The sequence below is a fragment of the Methylobacterium guangdongense genome (genome assembly GCF_038442355.1).
Classification (GTDB): Bacteria; Pseudomonadota; Alphaproteobacteria; order Rhizobiales; family Beijerinckiaceae; genus Methylobacterium; species Methylobacterium guangdongense.
In genome coordinates, this window is record NZ_JBBXMX010000013.1 from 128,046 (window position 1) to 147,252 (window position 19,207).

Annotated in this window: 18 protein-coding genes; 9 read left to right on the forward strand and 9 right to left on the reverse strand. The window is 71.3% G+C overall.

Annotated features, from left to right (window positions below; translation table 11 throughout):
- Positions 1–172: 172 nt before the first annotated feature.
- The gene (locus AAHG09_RS22105; protein ID WP_243919813.1) at positions 173–355 is read right to left on the reverse strand and encodes a YdcH family protein; all 183 of its coding nucleotides are present in this window, start codon (positions 353–355) and stop codon (positions 173–175) included.
- A gap of 176 nt (positions 356–531) precedes the next feature.
- On the opposite strand from AAHG09_RS22105, the gene AAHG09_RS22110 reads away from it, so the two are divergent.
- The 4 genes from AAHG09_RS22110 (at position 532) to AAHG09_RS22125 (ending at position 3,643) form a co-directional block, all read left to right on the forward strand.
- Entirely contained in the window at positions 532–750 is a 219-nt protein-coding gene (locus AAHG09_RS22110; RefSeq protein ID WP_244005821.1) for a YdcH family protein, read from the forward strand.
- A gap of 78 nt (positions 751–828) precedes the next feature.
- Positions 829–1,320, forward strand: coding sequence for a 5-(carboxyamino)imidazole ribonucleotide mutase (gene purE, locus AAHG09_RS22115; protein ID WP_342109650.1), 492 nt, complete (start codon positions 829–831; stop codon positions 1,318–1,320).
- Between the two features lie 22 nt (positions 1,321–1,342).
- Complete coding sequence (locus AAHG09_RS22120; protein WP_342109651.1) at positions 1,343–2,452, forward strand: 5-(carboxyamino)imidazole ribonucleotide synthase; 1,110 nt, start codon at positions 1,343–1,345, stop codon at positions 2,450–2,452.
- Positions 2,453–2,770: 318 nt separating this feature from the next.
- Positions 2,771–3,643 (forward strand): tetratricopeptide repeat protein, encoded by an 873-nt coding sequence (locus AAHG09_RS22125; RefSeq protein WP_342109652.1) that lies wholly within the window; start codon positions 2,771–2,773, stop codon positions 3,641–3,643.
- 163 nt (positions 3,644–3,806) lie between these two features.
- Here the strand turns inward: AAHG09_RS22125 and AAHG09_RS22130 are convergent, their stop codons facing one another.
- The 4 genes from AAHG09_RS22130 to AAHG09_RS22145 all read right to left on the reverse strand — a co-directional run bounded on the left by AAHG09_RS22130 (position 3,807) and on the right by AAHG09_RS22145 (position 9,830).
- A complete protein-coding gene (locus tag AAHG09_RS22130) occupies positions 3,807–4,961 on the reverse strand; it encodes an acyl-CoA dehydrogenase family protein (protein ID WP_342109653.1) in 1,155 nt (384 codons plus the stop codon).
- 184 nt (positions 4,962–5,145) lie between these two features.
- On the reverse strand, positions 5,146–6,342 hold the full coding sequence (locus AAHG09_RS22135; protein ID WP_342109654.1) for an acyl-CoA dehydrogenase family protein: 1,197 nt from the start codon (positions 6,340–6,342) through the stop codon (positions 5,146–5,148).
- A gap of 4 nt (positions 6,343–6,346) precedes the next feature.
- Complete coding sequence (locus AAHG09_RS22140) at positions 6,347–7,534, reverse strand: acetyl-CoA C-acyltransferase (RefSeq protein ID WP_342109655.1); 1,188 nt, start codon at positions 7,532–7,534, stop codon at positions 6,347–6,349.
- 166 nt (positions 7,535–7,700) lie between these two features.
- A complete protein-coding gene (locus AAHG09_RS22145; protein WP_459558970.1) occupies positions 7,701–9,830 on the reverse strand; it encodes a 3-hydroxyacyl-CoA dehydrogenase NAD-binding domain-containing protein in 2,130 nt (709 codons plus the stop codon).
- Between the two features lie 262 nt (positions 9,831–10,092).
- On the opposite strand from AAHG09_RS22145, the gene AAHG09_RS22150 reads away from it, so the two are divergent.
- From AAHG09_RS22150 to AAHG09_RS22165, 4 genes are all read left to right on the forward strand, one after another.
- Entirely contained in the window at positions 10,093–11,121 is a 1,029-nt protein-coding gene (locus AAHG09_RS22150; protein ID WP_342109657.1) for an NAD(P)H-dependent flavin oxidoreductase, read from the forward strand.
- Positions 11,118–11,855, forward strand: coding sequence for an enoyl-CoA hydratase-related protein (locus tag AAHG09_RS22155; protein ID WP_342109658.1), 738 nt, complete (start codon positions 11,118–11,120; stop codon positions 11,853–11,855). The genes AAHG09_RS22150 and AAHG09_RS22155 overlap by 4 nt, the downstream gene beginning before the upstream one ends.
- Positions 11,852–12,667 (forward strand): IclR family transcriptional regulator, encoded by an 816-nt coding sequence (locus AAHG09_RS22160; protein ID WP_342109659.1) that lies wholly within the window; start codon positions 11,852–11,854, stop codon positions 12,665–12,667. The genes AAHG09_RS22155 and AAHG09_RS22160 overlap by 4 nt, the downstream gene beginning before the upstream one ends.
- Before the next feature lie 190 nt (positions 12,668–12,857).
- The gene (locus tag AAHG09_RS22165; RefSeq protein WP_342109660.1) at positions 12,858–14,060 is read left to right on the forward strand and encodes a CaiB/BaiF CoA transferase family protein; all 1,203 of its coding nucleotides are present in this window, start codon (positions 12,858–12,860) and stop codon (positions 14,058–14,060) included.
- An 18-nt stretch (positions 14,061–14,078) separates the two neighbouring features.
- Here AAHG09_RS22165 and AAHG09_RS22170 read toward each other — a convergent pair whose 3' ends face one another.
- Together AAHG09_RS22170 and AAHG09_RS22175 are read right to left on the reverse strand one after the other, a co-directional pair.
- Complete coding sequence (locus tag AAHG09_RS22170) at positions 14,079–15,044, reverse strand: GDP-mannose 4,6-dehydratase (RefSeq protein WP_342109661.1); 966 nt, start codon at positions 15,042–15,044, stop codon at positions 14,079–14,081.
- Positions 15,045–15,085: 41 nt separating this feature from the next.
- Positions 15,086–16,330 (reverse strand): complex I NDUFA9 subunit family protein, encoded by a 1,245-nt coding sequence (locus AAHG09_RS22175; RefSeq protein ID WP_342109662.1) that lies wholly within the window; start codon positions 16,328–16,330, stop codon positions 15,086–15,088.
- 240 nt (positions 16,331–16,570) lie between these two features.
- On the opposite strand from AAHG09_RS22175, the gene AAHG09_RS22180 reads away from it, so the two are divergent.
- Entirely contained in the window at positions 16,571–16,789 is a 219-nt protein-coding gene (locus AAHG09_RS22180) for a hypothetical protein (protein ID WP_342109663.1), read from the forward strand.
- Here the strand turns inward: AAHG09_RS22180 and AAHG09_RS22185 are convergent, their stop codons facing one another.
- On the reverse strand, positions 16,790–17,731 hold the full coding sequence (locus tag AAHG09_RS22185) for an MBL fold metallo-hydrolase (protein WP_342109664.1): 942 nt from the start codon (positions 17,729–17,731) through the stop codon (positions 16,790–16,792).
- A gap of 205 nt (positions 17,732–17,936) precedes the next feature.
- Positions 17,937–19,127 carry a murein L,D-transpeptidase family protein gene (locus tag AAHG09_RS22190; protein ID WP_342109665.1) on the reverse strand — a complete coding sequence of 397 codons (1,191 nt, stop codon included), beginning with the start codon at positions 19,125–19,127 and terminating at the stop codon, positions 17,937–17,939.
- Between the last annotated feature and the right edge of the window lie 80 nt (positions 19,128–19,207).

Below are 19,207 nucleotides of genomic sequence, written 5' to 3' on the forward strand. Positions count from 1 at the left end.
ACGGCCCTTTTCCCGGACAGGTGGAGCGTCAGCGGAACCTGTTCCGGGATCCAGCATAGGAAGCGCCGCGAAGCGGTCCTGCTTAAACACTAGGAAAACCGCCGCACCGGGGCTTCCGATGCGGCGGCATCTGTCTTGGTGGATCTGTTACTGTAGGAGGTGGATCAGCCGCTCAGTGCAGGGTGTCGCCGGCCCCCCGGAGCCGGTTGATCTCGTCCTTGAGGAGGAGTTTCCGTCGCTTCAGTTCGGCGATGTGGAGGTCGTTCGCCGAAGGCCTGTGGATCGCTTCGTGAATCTCACGCTCGAGGGCTTCGTGCTTCCGGGCGAGTTGGCTCAGATGCGTCTGCAGCGACATGAGTCGAATCTCCTGTCATCGTTTCGACACGCCAAGACTGACACAGGATGCCGCACCTGTTGAAGCGTTTTCTCCGGCTAAGCTTGGTGAAGGCTTTCCGGCATGGCTTGTCCCAGGGAAGGGCGTGACGCATGCTCTCATCGGGTGATGAGCGATCCTTTGGCCCGCAGGTGACGATGGCGGACGAGTCGGGTGAGAACGCGCAGTCGGACCTCCAGGCCGAGCTGGCCCGGTTGCGCGAGGAGCACCGGGATCTCGACAGCGCCATCGAGGCGCTGGAGCGCAGCGTCGCCGGCGATCAGCTGCAGATCCAGCGCCTGAAGAAGCGCAAGCTCACCCTGCGCGACCGGATCTTCCACATCGAGGACGCGATCACGCCGGACATCATCGCCTGATGCCGGTGGACGCCGTCCCGCGCAGCCTTGCCGCAGGGCCGCCGCGCCTGTAAGCGCCCTCTTTTGCCGGGATCAACGATGGCGTCGCCTCCGGTCGCGATCATCATGGGCAGCCAGTCCGATTGGGCGACCATGCGGCACGCCGCCGAGACGCTCGACGCGCTGGCCGTGCCCTACGACGCGCGGATCGTCTCGGCCCACCGCACGCCGGACCGGCTGGTCGCCTTCGCCAAGGGCGCGGTTGCGGCCGGGTTCAAGGTCGTGATCGCGGGGGCGGGTGGCGCCGCCCACCTGCCCGGCATGGCGGCGGCGATGACCCGGCTGCCGGTCTTCGGCGTGCCGGTGGAATCGAAGGCGCTCTCGGGCCAGGACAGCCTGCTCTCCATCGTGCAGATGCCGGCCGGCATCCCGGTGGGGACCCTGGCGATCGGCCGGGCCGGGGCGGTCAACGCGGCGTTGCTCGCCGCAGCGGTGCTGGCGCTCTCCGATCCGGATCTGGCGGAGCGTGTGGAAGCGTGGCGCGCGGCCCAGACCGCGTCGGTGGCCGAGCGGCCGGAGACGGAAGCGTGATCGTGACGGACGGGTTTCTCGCGTGACGGACAGGACCCTCGGCCCCGGCTCCACCCTCGGCATCGTCGGCGGCGGTCAGCTCGGGCGCATGATCGCGCTCGCGGCGGCGAATTACGGCCTCAAGGTGCACGTCTACGCCCCCGACCGCGACAGCCCCGCCTTCGACGTCGCGGCCCGCACCACCTGCGCGGCCTATGACGACGCCGGGGCCCTGGCGGCCTTCGCGCAGAGCGTCGACGTCGTCACCTACGAGTTCGAGAACATCCCCCACGCCACCGCCGACATCCTGGCGGCGCACGCCCCCCTGCACCCGAACGCGCGGGCACTCTCGACCACGCAGGACCGCCTGTCGGAGAAGGAATTCATCAACGGGCTCGGCATCCCGACCGCGCCGTTCCAGGCGGTCGACACGCCGGACGATCTCGACCGGGCGATCGCGGCGATCGGCCTGCCGGCGGTGCTCAAGACCCGCCGCTTCGGCTACGACGGCAAGGGCCAGCGCATCCTGCGGGAGCGGGCCGAGGGCGACCGCAACGCCCTGTTCGCCGAGTTCGGCGGCGCGCCGCTGATCCTCGAAGGGTTCGTGCCGTTCGAGCGCGAGGTCTCGGTGGTGGGGGCCCGCGCCCGGGACGGCAGCTTCGCGGCCTTCGACCTGTGCGAGAACGAGCACCGCGACCACATCCTGGCCCTGACCCGGGTGCCCGCCCCCGGCCTGACCCCCGAGACCGGCCGCGCGGCCCTCGACATCGCCCAGCGCATCGCCGACGCGCTCGATTATGTCGGCGTGCTCGCCGTGGAGATGTTCCTGGTGCGGGAGGATGGCGCCGAGCACCTCGTGGTCAACGAGATCGCGCCGCGGGTGCACAATTCCGGCCACTGGACCATCGAGGGCGCGCTGACCTCGCAATTCGCCCAGCACGTCCGGGCGGTCTGCGGCTGGCCGCTCGGCGATCCGGCCCGGACCGGCGGCCTGCCGGTGGAGATGCGCAACCTGATCGGCGCCCAGGCCGACGGTTGGCACGCCCTGCTGGCCGAGCCCGGCGCGCATCTGCACCTCTACGGCAAGGGCGAGGCCCGGCCCGGCCGCAAGATGGGGCACGTCACCCGGCTGGGATCCGAACCGGTCGGCTGAGGCCTCAAAGGCACACCCGTACCGTTGCGTGGCGGTCCGAGCGCCTGAGGCGGTGCCGACGCATGCGCGAGCCATACCTTCGCCACATCCCACCGCTTCCACCACGGCGTGGTCGGTGCCGAATGCTGCCGGTCGATTCACCCACGCCGGGACGGGCGACGGGTCGGATCGTGCAGGGGCGCTTCTTAAGCCGGCCTTCACCGTGATGCGCGACGGTGCCCCGGATCGGGTGTGCCCGGCGCGCGGCGCGGGCTCTGGAACGGCGAGGGGCGGGGCGGGCGCGCGAGATGCGGGCCGCGCCTCGGGGAGAGTGGGGCGATGATCGTACGCAACGGGCTGGCACGGAAGACGGCGCTGATCGGCGCGGCCCTGGTCTCGGCCGCGGCGCTCGCGGGCTGCGAAACCGTCGGGAGCGCCGCCGGACCGCGCCAATACGCGGTGCTGGAAACGGACACGACGGGCGCCACCACGGTCAACATCGCCTCGCTCTCCGAGGTGATCCAGCGCAATCCGAACGACGCGGCCGCCTACACGACCCGCGGGGCCGCCTATGCCCGCGCCGGCCAGTTCAACGACGCCATCGCGGACTTCACCAAGGCGATCCAGCTCGATCCGAACTCCGTGTCGGCCTACAACAACCGGGCGCTCGCCAGCCGCCAGATCGGCCGCGACGCCGCCGCGCTGCAGGACTTCAGCAAGGCGATCAGCGTCGATCCGAATTACGGCCCGGCCTATATCGGCCGCGCCAATGTCGAGCGCGCCCAGGGCAACCTCGATGCGGCGCTGAACGACCTCAACGTCGCGATCCGGCTCATGCCGGAATCGGCCGAGGCCTACCATGCCCGCGGCCTCGTGCGGCAGAAGCAGGGTCAGGAGACCCAGGCGATCGCCGATTTCGACGCCGCCATCGACCGCAACCCCTTCGTGGCCGCCCCCTACGCGGCCCGCGGCCAGAGCCTGATCGCCACCAACCAGTACGGCAAGGCGATCGAGGACTACAACGCGGCGCTCAACGTCAACAACAAGGACGCCACCTCCTGGGCGTATCGCGGCCTCGCCTACGAGAAGCAGGGCCAGCGCAAGGAGGCGATGGAGAATTACCAGCGCGCTGCGACCATCGAGCCCAACAACGCCGTCGCCCGCGCCGGCCTCGGCCGCGTGCAGGGCGGGGTGGGCTCGCTGTTCAATTGATCGCGCGAGGGTCCTGAAAACGGATCCCAAAGGACAAGTCCTTTGGCGGGTGCAGGGCAGGGCCCTGCGGTACAGGTCTCAGACCCCCTGGCGGGGGTCGGAGACCTGTTCGTCGGGGGTTCACCCCGACACCCCACTAAAGGGCCCGCCCTTTGGGAACCCGTCAGGCCGCCAGCAGCCCGTTCTCGTCCTGCGTGATCCGGCGCAGGTGGTGGGCGGTGTCGCCCAGCTGGTACTCGATAATGGCGAGCCGCTTGAAGTGGTGGGCGCCGATGTATTCGAGCGTCATGCCGATGCCGCCATGGAGCTGGACCGCCTCCTGGCCGACATAGCGGCAGGCCTTGTTGATCTGGACCTTCACGGCTGACAGGGCCGCGGCCCGCGCCTGCGCATCGGCCGTGTCCACCATCATGGCGGCGTAGAGCGCCATCGAGCGGGCTTGTTCCAGCTGGATCAGCATGTCCACGGCCCGGTGCTGCAGGGCCTGGAACGAGCCGACGCTGACGCCGAACTGCTTGCGGGTCTTGAGGTATTCCACCGTCAGCTTGTGGAGCGCATCCATGGAGCCGACCGCCTCGGCGGCGAGCGCGGCGATGCCGTGCTCCACCACCCGCTCCAGGAGCGGCAGGCCGCCCTCCGGGTCGCCGAGGGCCGCGTCGGCCGGCAGCGTGACGTCCGAGAAGGACACCTCGGCCGCCCTTCCGCCATCCTGAGTCGGGTAGGCCTCGATGGCGACGCCGGCGGCATCGGTCGGGACCAGGAATAGGCCGACCCCGTGCGGATCCCGCCGCTCCCCCGAGACCCGGGCCGAGACGATGATCAGCCCGGCCGCGTCGGCATTCGGCACGACGCTCTTGGCGCCACTCAGCACGAAGCCGTCGCCGCTGCGCCGGGCGGTCGTCGCTACGTCGGCGAGATCGTAGCGGGACTGGCGCTCGGTGTGGGCGAGGGTGAGGCGCAGATCGCCCGCGACGAGGCCGGGAACGAAGCGCTCCTTCTGCGCCGCGCTACCGCCGAGACGCAGGGCGGTCGAGCCCAGGACGAGGCTCGCCAGCAGCGGCTCGACCACGAGGTTGCGGCCCACCGCCTCCATGACCAGCAGGGTCTCGACCGGGCCGCCGCCGAACCCGCCCTCCTCTTCCGAGAAGGGCAGGCCGGGGATGCCGAGTTCGGCAAAGGCGGCCCAGCCCTCCGCGGGGAAGCCGAGCGGCGCCTTCAGCCGCGCCTGCCGGCTCTCCAGGGACGGGTAGAGATCGGCGGCCAGCCGCTCGACGCTGTCGCGCAGGAGCGACTGGTCCTCGTTCAGGTCAAAATCCATGGTGGTGTTCCTCGCGGATGATCGCGGCGGCGGCGTTCCTCCCACCAATTCCCCTCATCCTGAGGTGCGGCGCAGCCGCCTCGAAGGAGCCCTCCAGGGATCGCGCGGCCAGCTGGAGGGCTCCTTCGAGGCCCGCTGACGCGGGCACCTTAGGATGAGGGTGTGGGAGGGATGGGACCGTCGCTCACAACCCCAGAATGCCCTTGGCGATGACGTTGTGCTGGATCTCGTTCGAGCCGCCGTAGATCGAGACCTTGCGGTTGTTGAAGTAGCTCGGCGCGGCCGCATCGACCCAGTCGAAGCCCCCCGGCAGGTTGTTGGCCCCGGCCCCGCGCGCGGGCGCAGCCAGCGCGAACGGACCGGCCAGTTCCACGAGCAGTTCGGTCGCCGCCTGCTGGAGCTGCGAGCCGCGGATCTTGAGGAGCGAGGAGGCCGGATCCGGCTCCACCGAATCCGCCCGGCCCTTCTTGGCGGCCACCCGCATCTGGGTGATCTCCAGGGCCTTCAGCTCGACCTCGACCTCGGCAACGCGAGACCGGAAGGCGGGATCGTCCCACATCGTGCCGGGCCCGGCCGGCATCTCGCGGGCGAGCCGCTTGATCCGGGCGATCCGCTCCTTGGTCAGCCCGATCCGAGCGATGCCGGTACGCTCGTTGGCGAGCAGGAATTTCGCGTAGTCCCAGCCCTTGTTCTCCTCGCCGACCAGGTTCTCGACCGGCACGCGGACAGAGTCGAAGAAGACCTCGTTGACCTCGTGCCGGCCCTCCAGGGTGAGGATCGGCCGCACGGTGATGCCAGGGCTCTTCATGTCGATGAGCAGGAACGAGATGCCGCGCTGCTTCTTGGCCTCGAAATCGGTGCGGACGAGGCAAAAGATCCAGTCGGCGTGCTGGCCGAGCGTGGTCCAGGTCTTCTGGCCGTCGACGATATAGTGGTCGCCGTCGCGCACCGCCTTGGTCTTGAGCGAGGCGAGGTCGGAACCGGCGCCGGGCTCTGAGAACCCCTGGCACCACCAATCGTCGAGGTTGGCGGCGCGGGGGAGGAAGCGCTCCTTCTGGTCCTGCCGCCCGAAGGTCGCTAGCACCGGGCCGAACATGTAGCAGTTGAACTGCTGCGGCAGCGGCACCGCCGCCTGGAACAGCTCCTCGGTGTAGATGTAGCGCTGGATCGAGGTCCAATCCCGGCCGCCCCATTCCTGCGGCCAGTGCGGCACCGCCCAGCCCTTGGCGTTGAGGATCCGTTGGCTGGTGACGTAATCCTCCTTCGAGAGGCTGCGCCCCTCCGAGACCTTCTTCCGGATCTCGGCCGGGATCTCCGTCCGGCAGAAGGTCCGGACCTCGTCGCGGAACGCGATTTCCTCGTCGGTGAAGCGCAGGTCCATCGGTTCAGCTCCGGGCGATCTCGAACAGGCCGGCGCAGCCCTGGCCGCCGGCGACGCACATGGTCACGACGGCGTAGCGCGCCCCGCGGCGGCGGCCCTCCAGCAGGGCGTGGCCCACGAGTCGCGCCCCCGACATGCCGAACGGGTGGCCGACCGCAATGGCCCCGCCGTTGACGTTGACCGTCTCGGGGTCGATCCCGAGCGTGTCGCGGCAATAGACCGACTGGGACGCGAAGGCCTCGTTCAGCTCCCACAGGTCGATATCGGCGACGCGCAGGCCCTGCCGCTCCAGCAGCCGCGGCACCGCGAAGACCGGGCCGATGCCCATCTCGTCCGGCCCGCAGCCCGCCGAGGCGAAGCCCCGGAAGGTGCCGAGCGGCGTCAGGCCCCGGCGCGCCGCCTCGTCGGCCGACATCAGCACCGAGGCCGAGGCCCCGTCCGACAACTGGCTGGCATTGCCCGCCGTGATGAAGGCGCCCTCCCCGCGCACGGGCTTGAGCTTGGCGAGGCCCTCCAGGGTCGTGTCGGGCCGGTTGCCCTCGTCCTTGTCGAGCCGGGTCTCGACCTCGCGGGTCTCGCCGGTGGCCTTGTCGGTCACCGCCATGACGGCGCTCATCGGGACGATCTCGTCGTCGAACAGCCCGCGTTCCTGCGCGGCGGCGGTGCGGCGCTGGCTCTCCAGGGCGAAACGGTCCTGCGCCTCCCGGGAGATGCCGTAACGCTCCGCCACGATGTCGGCGGTCTCGATCATCGGCATGTAGATCGCCGGCAGATGGGCCTCCAGCCACGCGTTGCGGGTCAGCTCCCGCTGCACCTTCGGCTGGACGAGGCTGATCGACTCGACCCCGCCCGCCACCGCCACCGGCACGCCGTCGAGGATGATCCGCCGGGCCGCGCTGGCGATCGCCTCCAGGCCCGAGGCGCAGAAGCGCGAGACCGTGACCCCGGCCGACTCGACCGGGATCCCCGCCACCAGGGCGGCATGGCGGGCGACGTTGCCGCCCGTGGCGTTCTCCGGATAGCCGCAGCCGAGCACCACCTCCTCGACCGCCTCCGGCTCCAGCCGCGCCCGGTCCAGGGCGCCGCGGATCGCGTGGGCGGCCAGATCGGCGCCGCGGGTGAGGTTCAGCGCGCCGCGATGCGCCTTGCCGATGGGCGTGCGGGCGGTCGCGACGATCACCGCGTCGGTCATGCCGGAATCCTCTGGGGTTCCCAAAGGGCGTCACGCCCTTTGGTGGGGTGTCGGGGCGAGGCCCCGACGGATGCGGTCTCGGCCGTCAGCAGGGCGCTGCCCTGCACCCGCGAAAGCTCCCGGACCTTACGAAACCGGGACTTGGTTGGCGCGAACCGACACGGCATCAGGCCGAAGCCTTCCAGTCGGCGAAGCGGCCGCCCTCGGCGGCGAGGCGCTTCAAGAGCGGCGCCGGCTCCTGGCTGTCGTCGCCGGTCTCGGCCGCGAAGCGCGACAGCGCCTCGGCGATGGTCTTGAGGCCTACTGTGTCGGCCCAGTGCATCGGGCCGCCGCGCCAAGCCGGCCAGTTGTAGCCGTTGATCCAGATCGTATCGATGTCGCTCGGCCGGGCCGCGATGCCCTCCTCCAGGATCCGCGCGCCCTCGTTGACCATCGGGTACATCAGCCGCGCCACGATCTCGTCCGGCGTGAAGCTGCGGCGCGCGATGCCATGCTCGGCGGCGACCCGCGTGATCAGCGCCTCGACCTCCGGGTCGCGGGTGCCGGTGCGGGCGCCGTCCGGGTAGAGGTAGAAGCCGCGGCCGGTCTTCTGGCCGTAGCGCCCCATCTCGGCGAGGGAATCCGCCACCGGGGCCCGGCCGCCGAAATCCTTGCGCGAGCGCCAGCCGATATCGAGCCCCGCGAGGTCGCCCATGGCGAAGGGCCCCATCCGGAAGCCGAAACCGGTCACCGCCGCGTCGACCTCGTGCGGCAGCGCGCCTTCAAGCAGCAGGCGCTCGCCGGCGCGGCTGCGGCGCTCCAGCATGCGGTTGCCGACGAAGCCGAAGCAGACCCCCACCGTCACCGGCAGCTTGTTGAGGCGTTTGCCCAGGTCCAGCGCGGTGGCCAGCACCTCCGGCGCGGTTTTTTCCGCCCGGACCACCTCCACGAGGCGCATCACGTTGGCGGGGCTGAAGAAATGCAGGCCGAGCACGTCTTGCGGACGATTCGTCACCGCCGCGATGGCATTCACGTCGAGGTAGGAGGTGTTGCTGGCGAGAATCGCGCCGGGCTTGGCGATGGTGTCGAGCTTGGAGAAGATCTCGCGCTTGACGCCCATATCCTCGAAGGCCGCCTCGATGACGATGTCGGCGTCCTTGGCGTGATCCAGGCCGATCGCGCCGGTGATCCGGCCGATCCGCTCGTCGCGCTGGGCGTCGGTGATCGATCCGCGCTTGGCCGAACCGGCATAGAGGCCCTTCACGCGGTCGAGGCCGCGGGTCAGGGCGCCCTCCTCCGTCTCGATCACCGTGACCGGGATGCCGGCATTGGCGAAGCACATGGCGATCCCGCCGCCCATCGTGCCGGCGCCGATCACCGCGGCCGTGTGGATCGGGCGCCGGGGCGTGTCCTTCGGCAGGCCGGGGACCCGGGCGGCCTCGCGCTCGGCGAAGAAGGCGTAGCGCAGGGCCTTCGAGCGGGGATCCTCCACCAGGGTGCGGAACTCAGCCCGCTCGACCGCCACGGCGGCCTCGAAATCCTGCTCCAGGCCGGCGCGCACCGCCCGCACCAGGGCGTGGACGTTGGTGGCGTCGGGGTCGCGCTTCACCGCGTCGGCGGCCAGGGCCTCGAATTTCTCGCGCGCCGCCGGTGTCAGCTTGTCCGACCGGTCGCGCACCCGCGGAAGCCGGCCCGAATCGGCGATCTCCAGGGCGCGGGTGCGGGCTGCCGCCACGAGGTCGCCCAGCACCACGGCATCGACGATGCCGAGCGAAGCGGCCTTCTCGGCCGAGACCGGCTCGCCGGTGAGCATCATCGGGAAGGCCGCGTCCGGCCCGATCAGGCGCGGCAGGCGCTGCGTGCCCCCCGCCCCCGGGATGATCCCGAGCTTGATCTCCGGCAGGCCGAGCTTGGCGGCGGGCGCCGCGACCCGGCCGTGGCAGGCCATCGCCAGTTCGAGGCCGCCGCCGAGGGCCACGCCGTTGATGGCCGCCACCACGGGCTTCGGGCTGGCATCGAGGCGGTCCAGGATGTCGGGCAGGCTCGGCGGCTGCTGCGGCTTGCCGAACTCGGTGATGTCGGCCCCGCCGACGAACACCTTGCCCTCGGCGGCCAGCACGATCGCGCGGACCGATTCGTCCGCAATGGCCTGATCCAGGGCCCCGTCGAGGGCGGCCCGCAACGCGGCACCGAGCGCGTTGACCGGCGGGTTGGCGAGCGTGAGCACGGCCACGCCGCCATCGACCTCCTGACGAACCACCCGGGACTCCCTCGCGTCTTCTGCAATGCAGAACTCTGGTCTGCTTGTCGGCGACATGTTGGTCCGCGACGTCCACATCGTCAAGACTAAGTGGCGATCCCCTTAAGGATCCGACAACAGTTCTGCAGTGCAGAACATACGGCGTTTATCGGTTTGACCACGGCCGGGGCGCTATGTCATCAAAACCGTGTTGAACAAGGCTCGGTTGCGCGCGCCGTCGGGCAATCGTGGGCCGGGCTCTCGGAAGCAGGGGGAGAAGCGCCGTGCGCGGCATCGATCGGAGCGTGAACGCCTGTCAGGTTCGGGCGGGGAGCGGGCGGTGAGCGACGGTCCCGAGCAAGCCTCAGGGCGGCCCTCGAGCGGGCGCCTGCCCGAGGTCCTGCGCGGCCGGCTCGCCCTGCCGGTGATCTGCGCGCCGATGTTCATCGTCTCCGGGCCGGAGCTGGTGATCGCCCAGTGCCTGTCGGGGGTGGTCGGCTCCTTTCCGGCCCTCAATGCCCGGCCGGCCGAGCTGCTGGACGAGTGGCTGACGCGAATCACCCGCACCCTCGCGGACGCCCGTGCGGCCGACCCGTCGAAGCGAATCGCGCCCTTCGCGGTCAATCAGATCGTCCACGCCTCGAACGACCGGCTGGCGCAGGATGTCGAGGCCTGCGTCCGGCACCAAGTGCCGATCATCATCACCTCCCTGCGGGCGCCGGACGCGGTGATCCGACCGGTCCACGCCTATGGCGGGGTGGTGTTCCACGACGTCACCAACGTCCGCCACGCCGAGAAGGCGCTGGAGGCCGGCGTCGACGGGCTGATCCTGGTCTGCGCCGGGGCCGGGGGCCACGCGGGGACGCTGAGTCCCTTCGCGTTGATCGGCGAGATCCGGCGGTTCTACGATGGACCGCTGATCCTGTCGGGGGCGATCACCTCGGGCGCCTCGATCCTGGCCGCTCAGGCCATGGGCGCCGACCTCGCCTATATGGGCACCCGCTTCATCGCCACCCGGGAGGCGAACGCGGTCCCGGCCTACAAGGACATGATCACCGGCAGCGCCGCGTCCGACATCCTCTACACCCCCTACTTCACGGGCGTGCCGGGCAATTACCTGACGCCGAGCATCCGCGCGTCGGGGCTCGACCCCGACGCGCTGCCCGTCCGCGACAAGACCGCGATGAATTTCGGCAGCGGCAGCGTGAAGGCGTGGCGGGACGTCTGGGGCGCGGGCCAGGGGGTCGGCACCATCGCGGACGCGCCGGCGACGGCCGATCTCGTCGCGCGGCTCATCCGGGACTACGCGGCGGCGCGGGCGCGGATGGCCGGGGTGTCGGCGGATTACGCGGGCGAGGCCGCGCCGTGAGCATCCGCCTCGCCGATCCGGAGCCCGAGATCCGGCTGGTCACCATCGACCGGCCGGAGCGGCGCAACGCCCTCGATCGCGCCGCCTATGCGAGGCTGACCGAAGCCTTCCGGGCGGTGGCCGGAGACGAGAGCGTGGCCGCCGTGGTGCTCACCGGCGCGGGGGGCTGCTTCACGGCCGGCAACGACCTCAAGGACTTCCAGGACGTCGAGACCGGGGGCGCCAGCCCCGGCCTGACCTTCCTGAAGGCGCTGCGGGCCTGCCCGAAGCCGGTCGTGGCGGCGGTGGAGGGGCACGCGGTCGGCATCGGCACGACGCTGCTGCTCCATTGCGACCTCGCCTATGCGGGGGAGAGCGCCCGGTTCCGCCTGCCGTTCACGGCCCTGGGCCTCAGCCCCGAGGGCGGATCGAGCTACCTGCTGCCCCTGACGGCCGGATCGAAGCGCGCCGCCGAGCTGCTGATGCTCGGCGAGCCGTTCACGGCCGCGGAGGCCGTGTCGGCGGGCCTCGTCAACGCCGCCGTGCCGGAGGGGACGGCGCTGGCGATGGCCCTCGCCAAGGCCCGGTCCCTCGCCGCCCTGCCCCGGACCTCGATCGCCGCCACCAAGCGGGCCCTGCGTCGCGGTCAGGACGAGGCCGTTGCCCGCGCGCTGGCCGAGGAAGCGGAGGTGTTCCACGCGCTGCGCCGCGGCCCGGAGGCGCAGGCGGCCTTCGCGGCGTTCCTGCGCCGATGACGGCCGGAGAGACCCTGCTGGCCGGGCTCGATGCCGCCGGCTCCGGCCCCAAGGAGGACCGCCACTTCGTCACGGCGCTCGCCCGGGGTCTCTCTGTGCTCGCCTGCTTCGGGCCGGGCCGGACGAGCCTCGCCAACCACGACATCGCCGAAGCCTGCGGCCTGCCGCGCTCCACCGTGTCGCGGCTCACCTACACGCTGACCAAGCTCGGCTATCTCCAGCACATGCCCGAGATCGGCCGCTACCGGCTCGGCACCGCGACGATCGCGCTGAGCTCCGCGGCCCTCGGCGGGCTCGACGTGCGGGCCATCGCCCGGCCGGTGCTGCGGGCGGTGGCGGAGGCCGCCAACGCCTCGGTGGGGCTCGGCGTGCGCGACCGGCTCAGCATGCGCTACGTCGACTGCCAGCGCGGGCCGGCGGCGATCTCGCTCAACCTCGACACCGGCTCGCGCATCTCCCTCGCCCGGAGCGCCATGGGCCGCGCCTACGTGGCGGTCTGCCCCGACCGGGAACGCGCGGGCCTCTACGAGGATCTGGAGGCGCTGGACCCCGTGGCGTGGCCCGCGCTCCGGGCCGGCCTCGACCGGGCGGTGGAGGAGCACCGGGAGATCGGCTGCTGCACCTCGTTCGGCGAGTGGCAGGAGACGGTCTGCGCCATCGCGGTCGGGTTTCATCCCGGCGGCGGCCTGCCGCCCATGGCGGTCAATTGCGGCGCCCCCACCGTTATCACCGACGCGCGCTTCCTCCTGGACGTCGCGCGCCCGAAGCTGATCGAGGCCGTGCGCAGCCTCGACGGCGTGATGGGGGCCTGAGCCGTGAAGACGGGGTTTCCAAAGGGCGAGCCCTTTGGCGGGGTGTCGGGGCGGAGCCCGACAATCGGGCAAGGTCCGACGATCGGGCGAAGCCCGACACCAGGGCTCCGCCCTGGACCCGCAAAAGGTCGAAGACCTTTTGAAACCATGACTTTCCTGAGCCAAAATCCCCGTACCGAGGAGTCCTTCGATGGATGCTGATCCGGCTCACGATCTGCCGCTCGCCGGGATCCGGGTGCTCGACCTGTCCCGGGTCCTGGCCGGGCCCTGGTGCGCGCAGGTGCTGGGCGACCTCGGTGCCGACGTGATCAAGGTCGAGCACCCGGAACGCGGCGACGACACCCGCGACTGGGGCGTGCCCACCAGCCCCGGCAACACCTCGTATTTCGACAGCGTGAACCGCAACAAGCGCTCGATCGGCGTCGATCTCGCCACGCCGGAGGGGCTGGCGATCGTGAAGGCGCTCGCCCGCGAGAGCGACGTGCTGGTGCAGAACTTCAAGACCGGCGGGGCCGACAAGCTCGGCCTCGGCTACGCGGCGCTGTCGGCGGAGAATTCCGGGCTGATCTACTGCTCGATTGCCGGCTACAGTTCCGACGGGTCGGAGGCCGGCCGCCCCGGCTACGACCTCGTGGTGCAGGGCGAGTCCGGCGTGATGGCGCTGAACGGCGAGGCCGGCGGGCCACCCCTGAAGTTCGGGGTCGCGGCGGTGGACCTGTTCACCGGCCAGTTCGCCGCCCAGGCCGTGCTGGCGGCGCTCTACCAGCGGGAGCGGACTGGGCGCGGCAAGGCGATCGACCTCGCCCTGTTCGATTGCGGCGTGGCGCTGACGTCGTATTACGGCCTGGAGGCGCTGGCCCGGGGCATCGACCCGCCGCGCTACGGCAACGCCCATCCCTCGATCGTACCCTACGGGGTGTTCGAGGCCGCGGACGGGCCCGTGGTGATCACGGTGGGCAACAACGGCCAGTACCGGCGCTTCTGCGAGCAGGTGCTGGAGCGGCCGGACCTGATCGCCGATCCGCGCTTCGCTACCAACCTCGATCGCTCGAAGAACCGCGCCGCCTTCATCCCGGTGCTGGAAGCCGCCCTGGCGCAGTGGCAGCGCGGCCCGCTGATCGCCAAGCTGCGGGCGGCCGGCATCCCGTGCGGCGAGGTGATGGGCCTGCGGGAAGCGCTGACCTGCGATCGGGCCCAGGAGGCCGGGCTGGTGGTCGGCGGCGCCGACAACGCCCACGTGATCGCCCCGCCCTACCGGCTCGACGGGCGGCGCCTGCCGGTGCGCCGGATGCCGCCCGGCCTCGGGGATTCGAGTGCGGAGATCCTGGCGGAGCAGCTGGACTATCCGGCGGACGCGCAGGACGCGCTCAAGGCCAAGGGGGTGGTGCGGTAGCGGCGGCGCTGGTCCGCCTCACCCGCTCTGGCGTGTGTTCGCCAGCCGCGCCCGGGCATCGTCCAGCACCCGGTTCACCGCGGCGTCCCAGGCGACCCGCGGCCGCCAGCCGGTCATGGCGCGCAGAAGCCCGGCATCGCCGGCCGCCATCGGGATCTCGGCCGGGCGCACCCGCTCCGGGGCGACCCGGATCTCGAAGGGCACGCGGGCGCGTTCCCGCAGATCCTCCAGGACGCTGGCGATCGTGCGCGGCTGCCCGGAGCTGATGTTGAACACGCTGCCGTCCATCAGCGAGTCCGACTGGCCGATCAGGTCGGCATAGGCCTGCGCCACGTCGGCCACGTCGAGGAAGTCGCGGTGGGAGGAGAGGTTGCCGACCTCCAGGCAGGGCGGCACCAGCCCGGCCTCGATCCGGGCGATCTGACCCGCGAAGGAGGCCACCACGAAGCGCTCGTCCTGGCCCGGGCCGATATGGTTGAACGGCCGCAGCACCACGAGCTTCACGCCGATCCGGGGCAGGAGGTCGCGCAGGAGCTGCTCGCCCACCCATTTCGACCGGGCGTAGGTGTTGCGCGGCAGCGGCTCGGCCGCCTCCGTGAGGGCGTGGCCGGCCAGGAAGGCGCTGCCGTAGACCTCCCCCGAGCTGACATCGAAGAACGTGCAGCCCGGCACGGCGGCCACGGCGGCGACGAGGTTCATCAGGCCGTTGACGTTCACCCGCCAGGTCTGCCCGGGGCCGCTCGCGGAATCCGCCACCGAGGCGAGGCCCGCCAGATGCAGGATCTCGGTCGGCCGGAAGCGGGCCACGAAGCCGGCGAGCGCCGCCTCGTCGAGGAGATCCACGGTCTCGTAGGTCACGCCCGCCGGCAGGCGGGGCGCGCGGCCCCGGCCGATCCCCGCCACGCGGTCGCCCGCCGCAACCAGGAGCGGCAGGACATGCCCGCCGACGAAGCCGGCGGCGCCGGTGACGAGGATGCGCCTCACGTCCAGGCCGCGGCGGCGCAGGTGCGGGTGCGGCTCACCATCTAGCTCGACTTCCGGGTGCCCCAGCGCACGCCCATGCCCCCCTGGCGACCGCCCGGCGAGCTGCCGGCATCGGCGCCGATCGCCGGGCCGGAGGCCGTCTGGGGCCGATGCTGTGAGGTGGCCGCCAGCGGCTGCGGCGCCATCGTGTCGGGCACTTCGGACAGGTGCTCCAGGTCCCGCTCGGTGGAGAACTGGCCGGCCTTCCGGTAGGTCCAGAGATAGCCCGGCACCACCGCCTCGGCGGCGGTCGGGATGATCCCGATTCCCTCGAACGTCCGGCCCTCGGCCTTGGCGGCCTCCGAGACGACGTTGTCGTTCTGCAGCAGGATCACCTGATCGCGGGTGAGCTTGAGCGTGTCGGGCAGGAGGCCGAAGGTCAGGGTGTCGGCGATCTCGAGCAGGCGGGCCTGGAACTTGGCCGCCGGCAGGGGCAGATCGACCACGACGCGTTTGCGCCGGATGGTCTTGAGCATGTAGCGCACGAAGTGCTCCAGCGTGCCCACCTCCGGGCCGCCGAGCTCGTAGACCTTGCCGCCTGCGAGCGTGCCGTCGACCGCGCGGGCGATCGCCTCGGCGACGTCGCCCACGAAGGCCGGCTGGAAGCGCGACTGCCCACCCGCCAGCGGCAGGACCGGGAGCGCCCGGGCGAGCCCGGCGAAGCGGTTGAAGAAGCCGTCGCCCGGCCCGAAGATCAACGAGGGCCGGAACACCACCGCGTCCGGGCAGGCGGCGAGGACCTTCGCCTCACCCTCGGCCTTGGTCCGCGCGTAGAGCGAGGGCGAGGCCGGATCCGCCCCGATCGCCGAGACGTGGATCATCCGGGCGCCCTGCCGGGCGGCCGCGCGGGCGATCGTCTCGGCCCCGTCGACCTGCAGCCGCGCGAAGCTCTGGGAGCCGGTCTCCTGCAGGATGCCGACGAGGTTGATCAGCACGTCGGCGCGCTCCGCCGCGCGGGTCACCGAATCCGGGTAGCGGAGATTCGCCTGCACGGCCACGATCTGGTTGACCTGACCCAGGGGCTGCAGGAACAGCGCGAGATCCGGCCGCCGCACCGCGACGCGGATCCGGTAGCCGCGCTTGGCCAGCGCCCGCACCACGTGCCGGCCCAGGAAGCCGGAGCCGCCGTAGATCGTCACCAGCCGGTCCTGCGGCCGCAGGGGGGGCGGGGCGACCAGGGGCGCTGGCCCGCCGTCCGGGGAGGTGTGGGCCGTCGTGTTCGCGGTCGTGGTGTCTGGGCCGGTCATCGCCGTGGTCTCGGGCTCCGCGCGCGCCCCGGGGCGCCGTAACGGGGCCTACTTAGAGCGGGGCCGGAGGGCGTGGCAATCAGGTGTGTACGCCGATCGCGGTTTGCGGCGCTTCTCCGGGCCGGGGATCCCGCTTTCACCCGCCCGCGGGCCAGGGCTTCACGGAACGGCTGCCGGTCCCGCGCATTTCCCCCGTCTTCCGCGCCGCAACGGCTGGCGTGGTCCACCGGAGTGCGTGCGATGATTGTCGGGATGCTCGTCTCAGCGGCGATCGCCGTCTTCGGGCTGCTCGTCGCCCTCGGCTGGATCGGCCACCCGATCGATGCGCAGCTCGTGAGCAACTACGGCTGGAGCATCCTGACGATCGGTATCGCGCTGTTCGTGCTGTTCGCGTTCAGCCGGTTCAACCGGAGCCGCAAGGCGCGCGCCTCGGCCCGCTCGCTCGGCCACTCGGCCTGATCAGGCGACCCGGATCCGGCGGCGCACCTCGCGCGCCACGGCGGGCCGGCCGTTGGCCCGGCGGCTCACGGTCCGCGGGGCGCCGACCGTGATGCTCTGGGATTCCCGGGCGATGAAGGCGGTCGGCATCTCGGCCTGAAGATCGGCCTCCATGTCGCGCAGCGCCGTGTCGGAATGGGCCGGGTGCAGGTGGATGATGGCCAGCGCCTTCACGCCCGCGACCTGCGCCAGTTCGACGCCCTTCTGCCACGTGGAATGGCCCCAGCCCCGGCAGGTCGGATACTCGCCGTCGGTGAACATGCCGTCGTAGACCATCAGGTCGGCCCCGGCGACGAAGTCGGCCAGCGCCGGATCCGGCCAGGGGTCGCTGTGCTCGATATCGCTGATCAGGCACAGCCGCCGGCCGGCATGCTCGAAGCGGTAGCCCACCGAACCCTGCGGGTGGTTCAGCGCGATCGTGTCGACCCGCGTGCCGTCCGGGAAGGTCAGGGTCTGGCCCGCCTCGAAACCGTGATGGTTGAAGGTGCAGCACAGCTTGTCGAGCGTAACCGGGAAGAGCGGCGGCGCGAACAGGCGGTCGAGGGTCGGCCCGGCCGATTCGCCGCCGAGGTTGCCGCAATAGGTGTTGATCACCCGGTTGCAGTCGAGCACCGCGGGCTTGAAGAACGGGAGGCCCGCCGTGTGGTCGAGATGCAGGTGGCTGAACAGCAGGTCGACCTCCCGGGGAAGATCGGTCCGGTGGCCCTGCCCGAGATTGTAGATGCCCGAGCCCGCGTCCACGATGAACAAGCGCTCGCCGCAGCGGACTTCGAGGCAGGGGGTGCTGCCGCCGAACTCGGCGTATTGCGGGCCGCTGACCGGAGTCGAGCCGCGGACGCCCCAGAAGCGCAGTACGAGGTCCTGATTGGCCGCCTGGACGGTCGGCCCACACGAATTGGACATGGCGATCACGAATCTGCGGACGTCGATCCCGATCGGTTACGATCGAAACCCCGTCGCCGTTCCGGGAAGAATGCAAGGATTACGGCAGGCTGTCGGTTCAAGAGTACCGCGCGTCCCCTGCCGTACCATGAATTGGTGTGCCGTATGCCGCTGTGATGTGCGTCTGCGCACACAGATGAGGGGATCGGGCCGGCGCCTGCATGCCTCATGGGCTGTCGGCCGCCGCGACGAGGCCGGATGCCGAATCGGATGTATCGGCCGAGCCGAGGGTGAGCCCGCCGAGGCCGGCGGTCAGCCAGGAGGGCAGGCCGTCGCCGTAGCGCGTCGGGATCGGGCCGGCCAGCGCCCCGAACGGATCCGCGGCGCGCGCGTAGGCCGGCACGAAGCCGGCCATGTGCCGGGGTGACAGGGGAGAGGCCGCCGCCCAGGCGCTCCAGACCGATTCCGGGACCGGGCGCGCGGCGCGGTGACCCGGCACCACCACAACCTCCTGTCCCGCGTAGGCCAGGGCCTCGGGCCGGCTGATGTCGCCGACCACCCCGCCCCGGGCCGTGTAGGCCGCCCAGAAGGCGTTCTGGCCGCCGTCGGAATAGGTGGTTCGCACGGCCGGCTCCCCCGCCTCGGCGAGCGCGGCGGCCCGGGCCTCCTCGACGGCCTGGCGGGTCGCCACGGCCGCCTCGACGGTAGGGTTCTTGGACGGCGCGAAGGCGTAGCGGCCGGCGACCACCGAGACCTGAAGCTCCTCGCGGCTCGCCTCGAACCGGTCGGAGCCGGCCTTCAATTCGCGCCAGAACGCGATGTTCGGGTCGGTCCGGTGGCGGGCCATGGCCTCGGCGCTCATTCGGAACGGGTAGGACTGGAACTGGAACGCCGCCTGACCGCCCTTCAGGGCCTCCCGGGCGATGGCGTAGATCTCGCCGACCGTGCCGTTGGTCATGGCGAAGCAGCCCATCGACGAGCAGATGCCGTGGACCATCACGGCCGAGCCGGTGCCGCCATGGGCCCGGTCGTAGGCGTTAGGGTAGCCGACGTCGAACGACAGGTAATAGTGCGAATTCGGGTTCATCTGGCGCTTGGGCACCGTGTAGAACCCCTCCGGGGTCTGCCGGTCGCCGCTCCTGCGCTTGGGACCGAGCTGGCCGGACCAGCGGCAGATCGGGAAGGCCTTGATGAAGACGTAGCCGGACCGGCCCTTCTTCCAGACCTCGATCTCGGATTCCTTCTTGTAGGCCCGGAACAGCACCGGGGACGCGGCCGTGACGCCCTTCTGGGCCATCAGCGCGAGGGTCGCGGCCGGGATCGGCGCCTCGGCCTTGCCGGCCTGCGCGGCGGCGGGGCCGGATGCGGCCAGCAGGGCGAGGCCGGCGGCGCGGATGATCAGGGGCGTTCGAGGCATGTACCGTCCGCAAGGGGATCGGCCGGGATGGCGCCGGACGGGCACGGCAGCCCGACGTGACGCGGTAATGCGGCATCCGT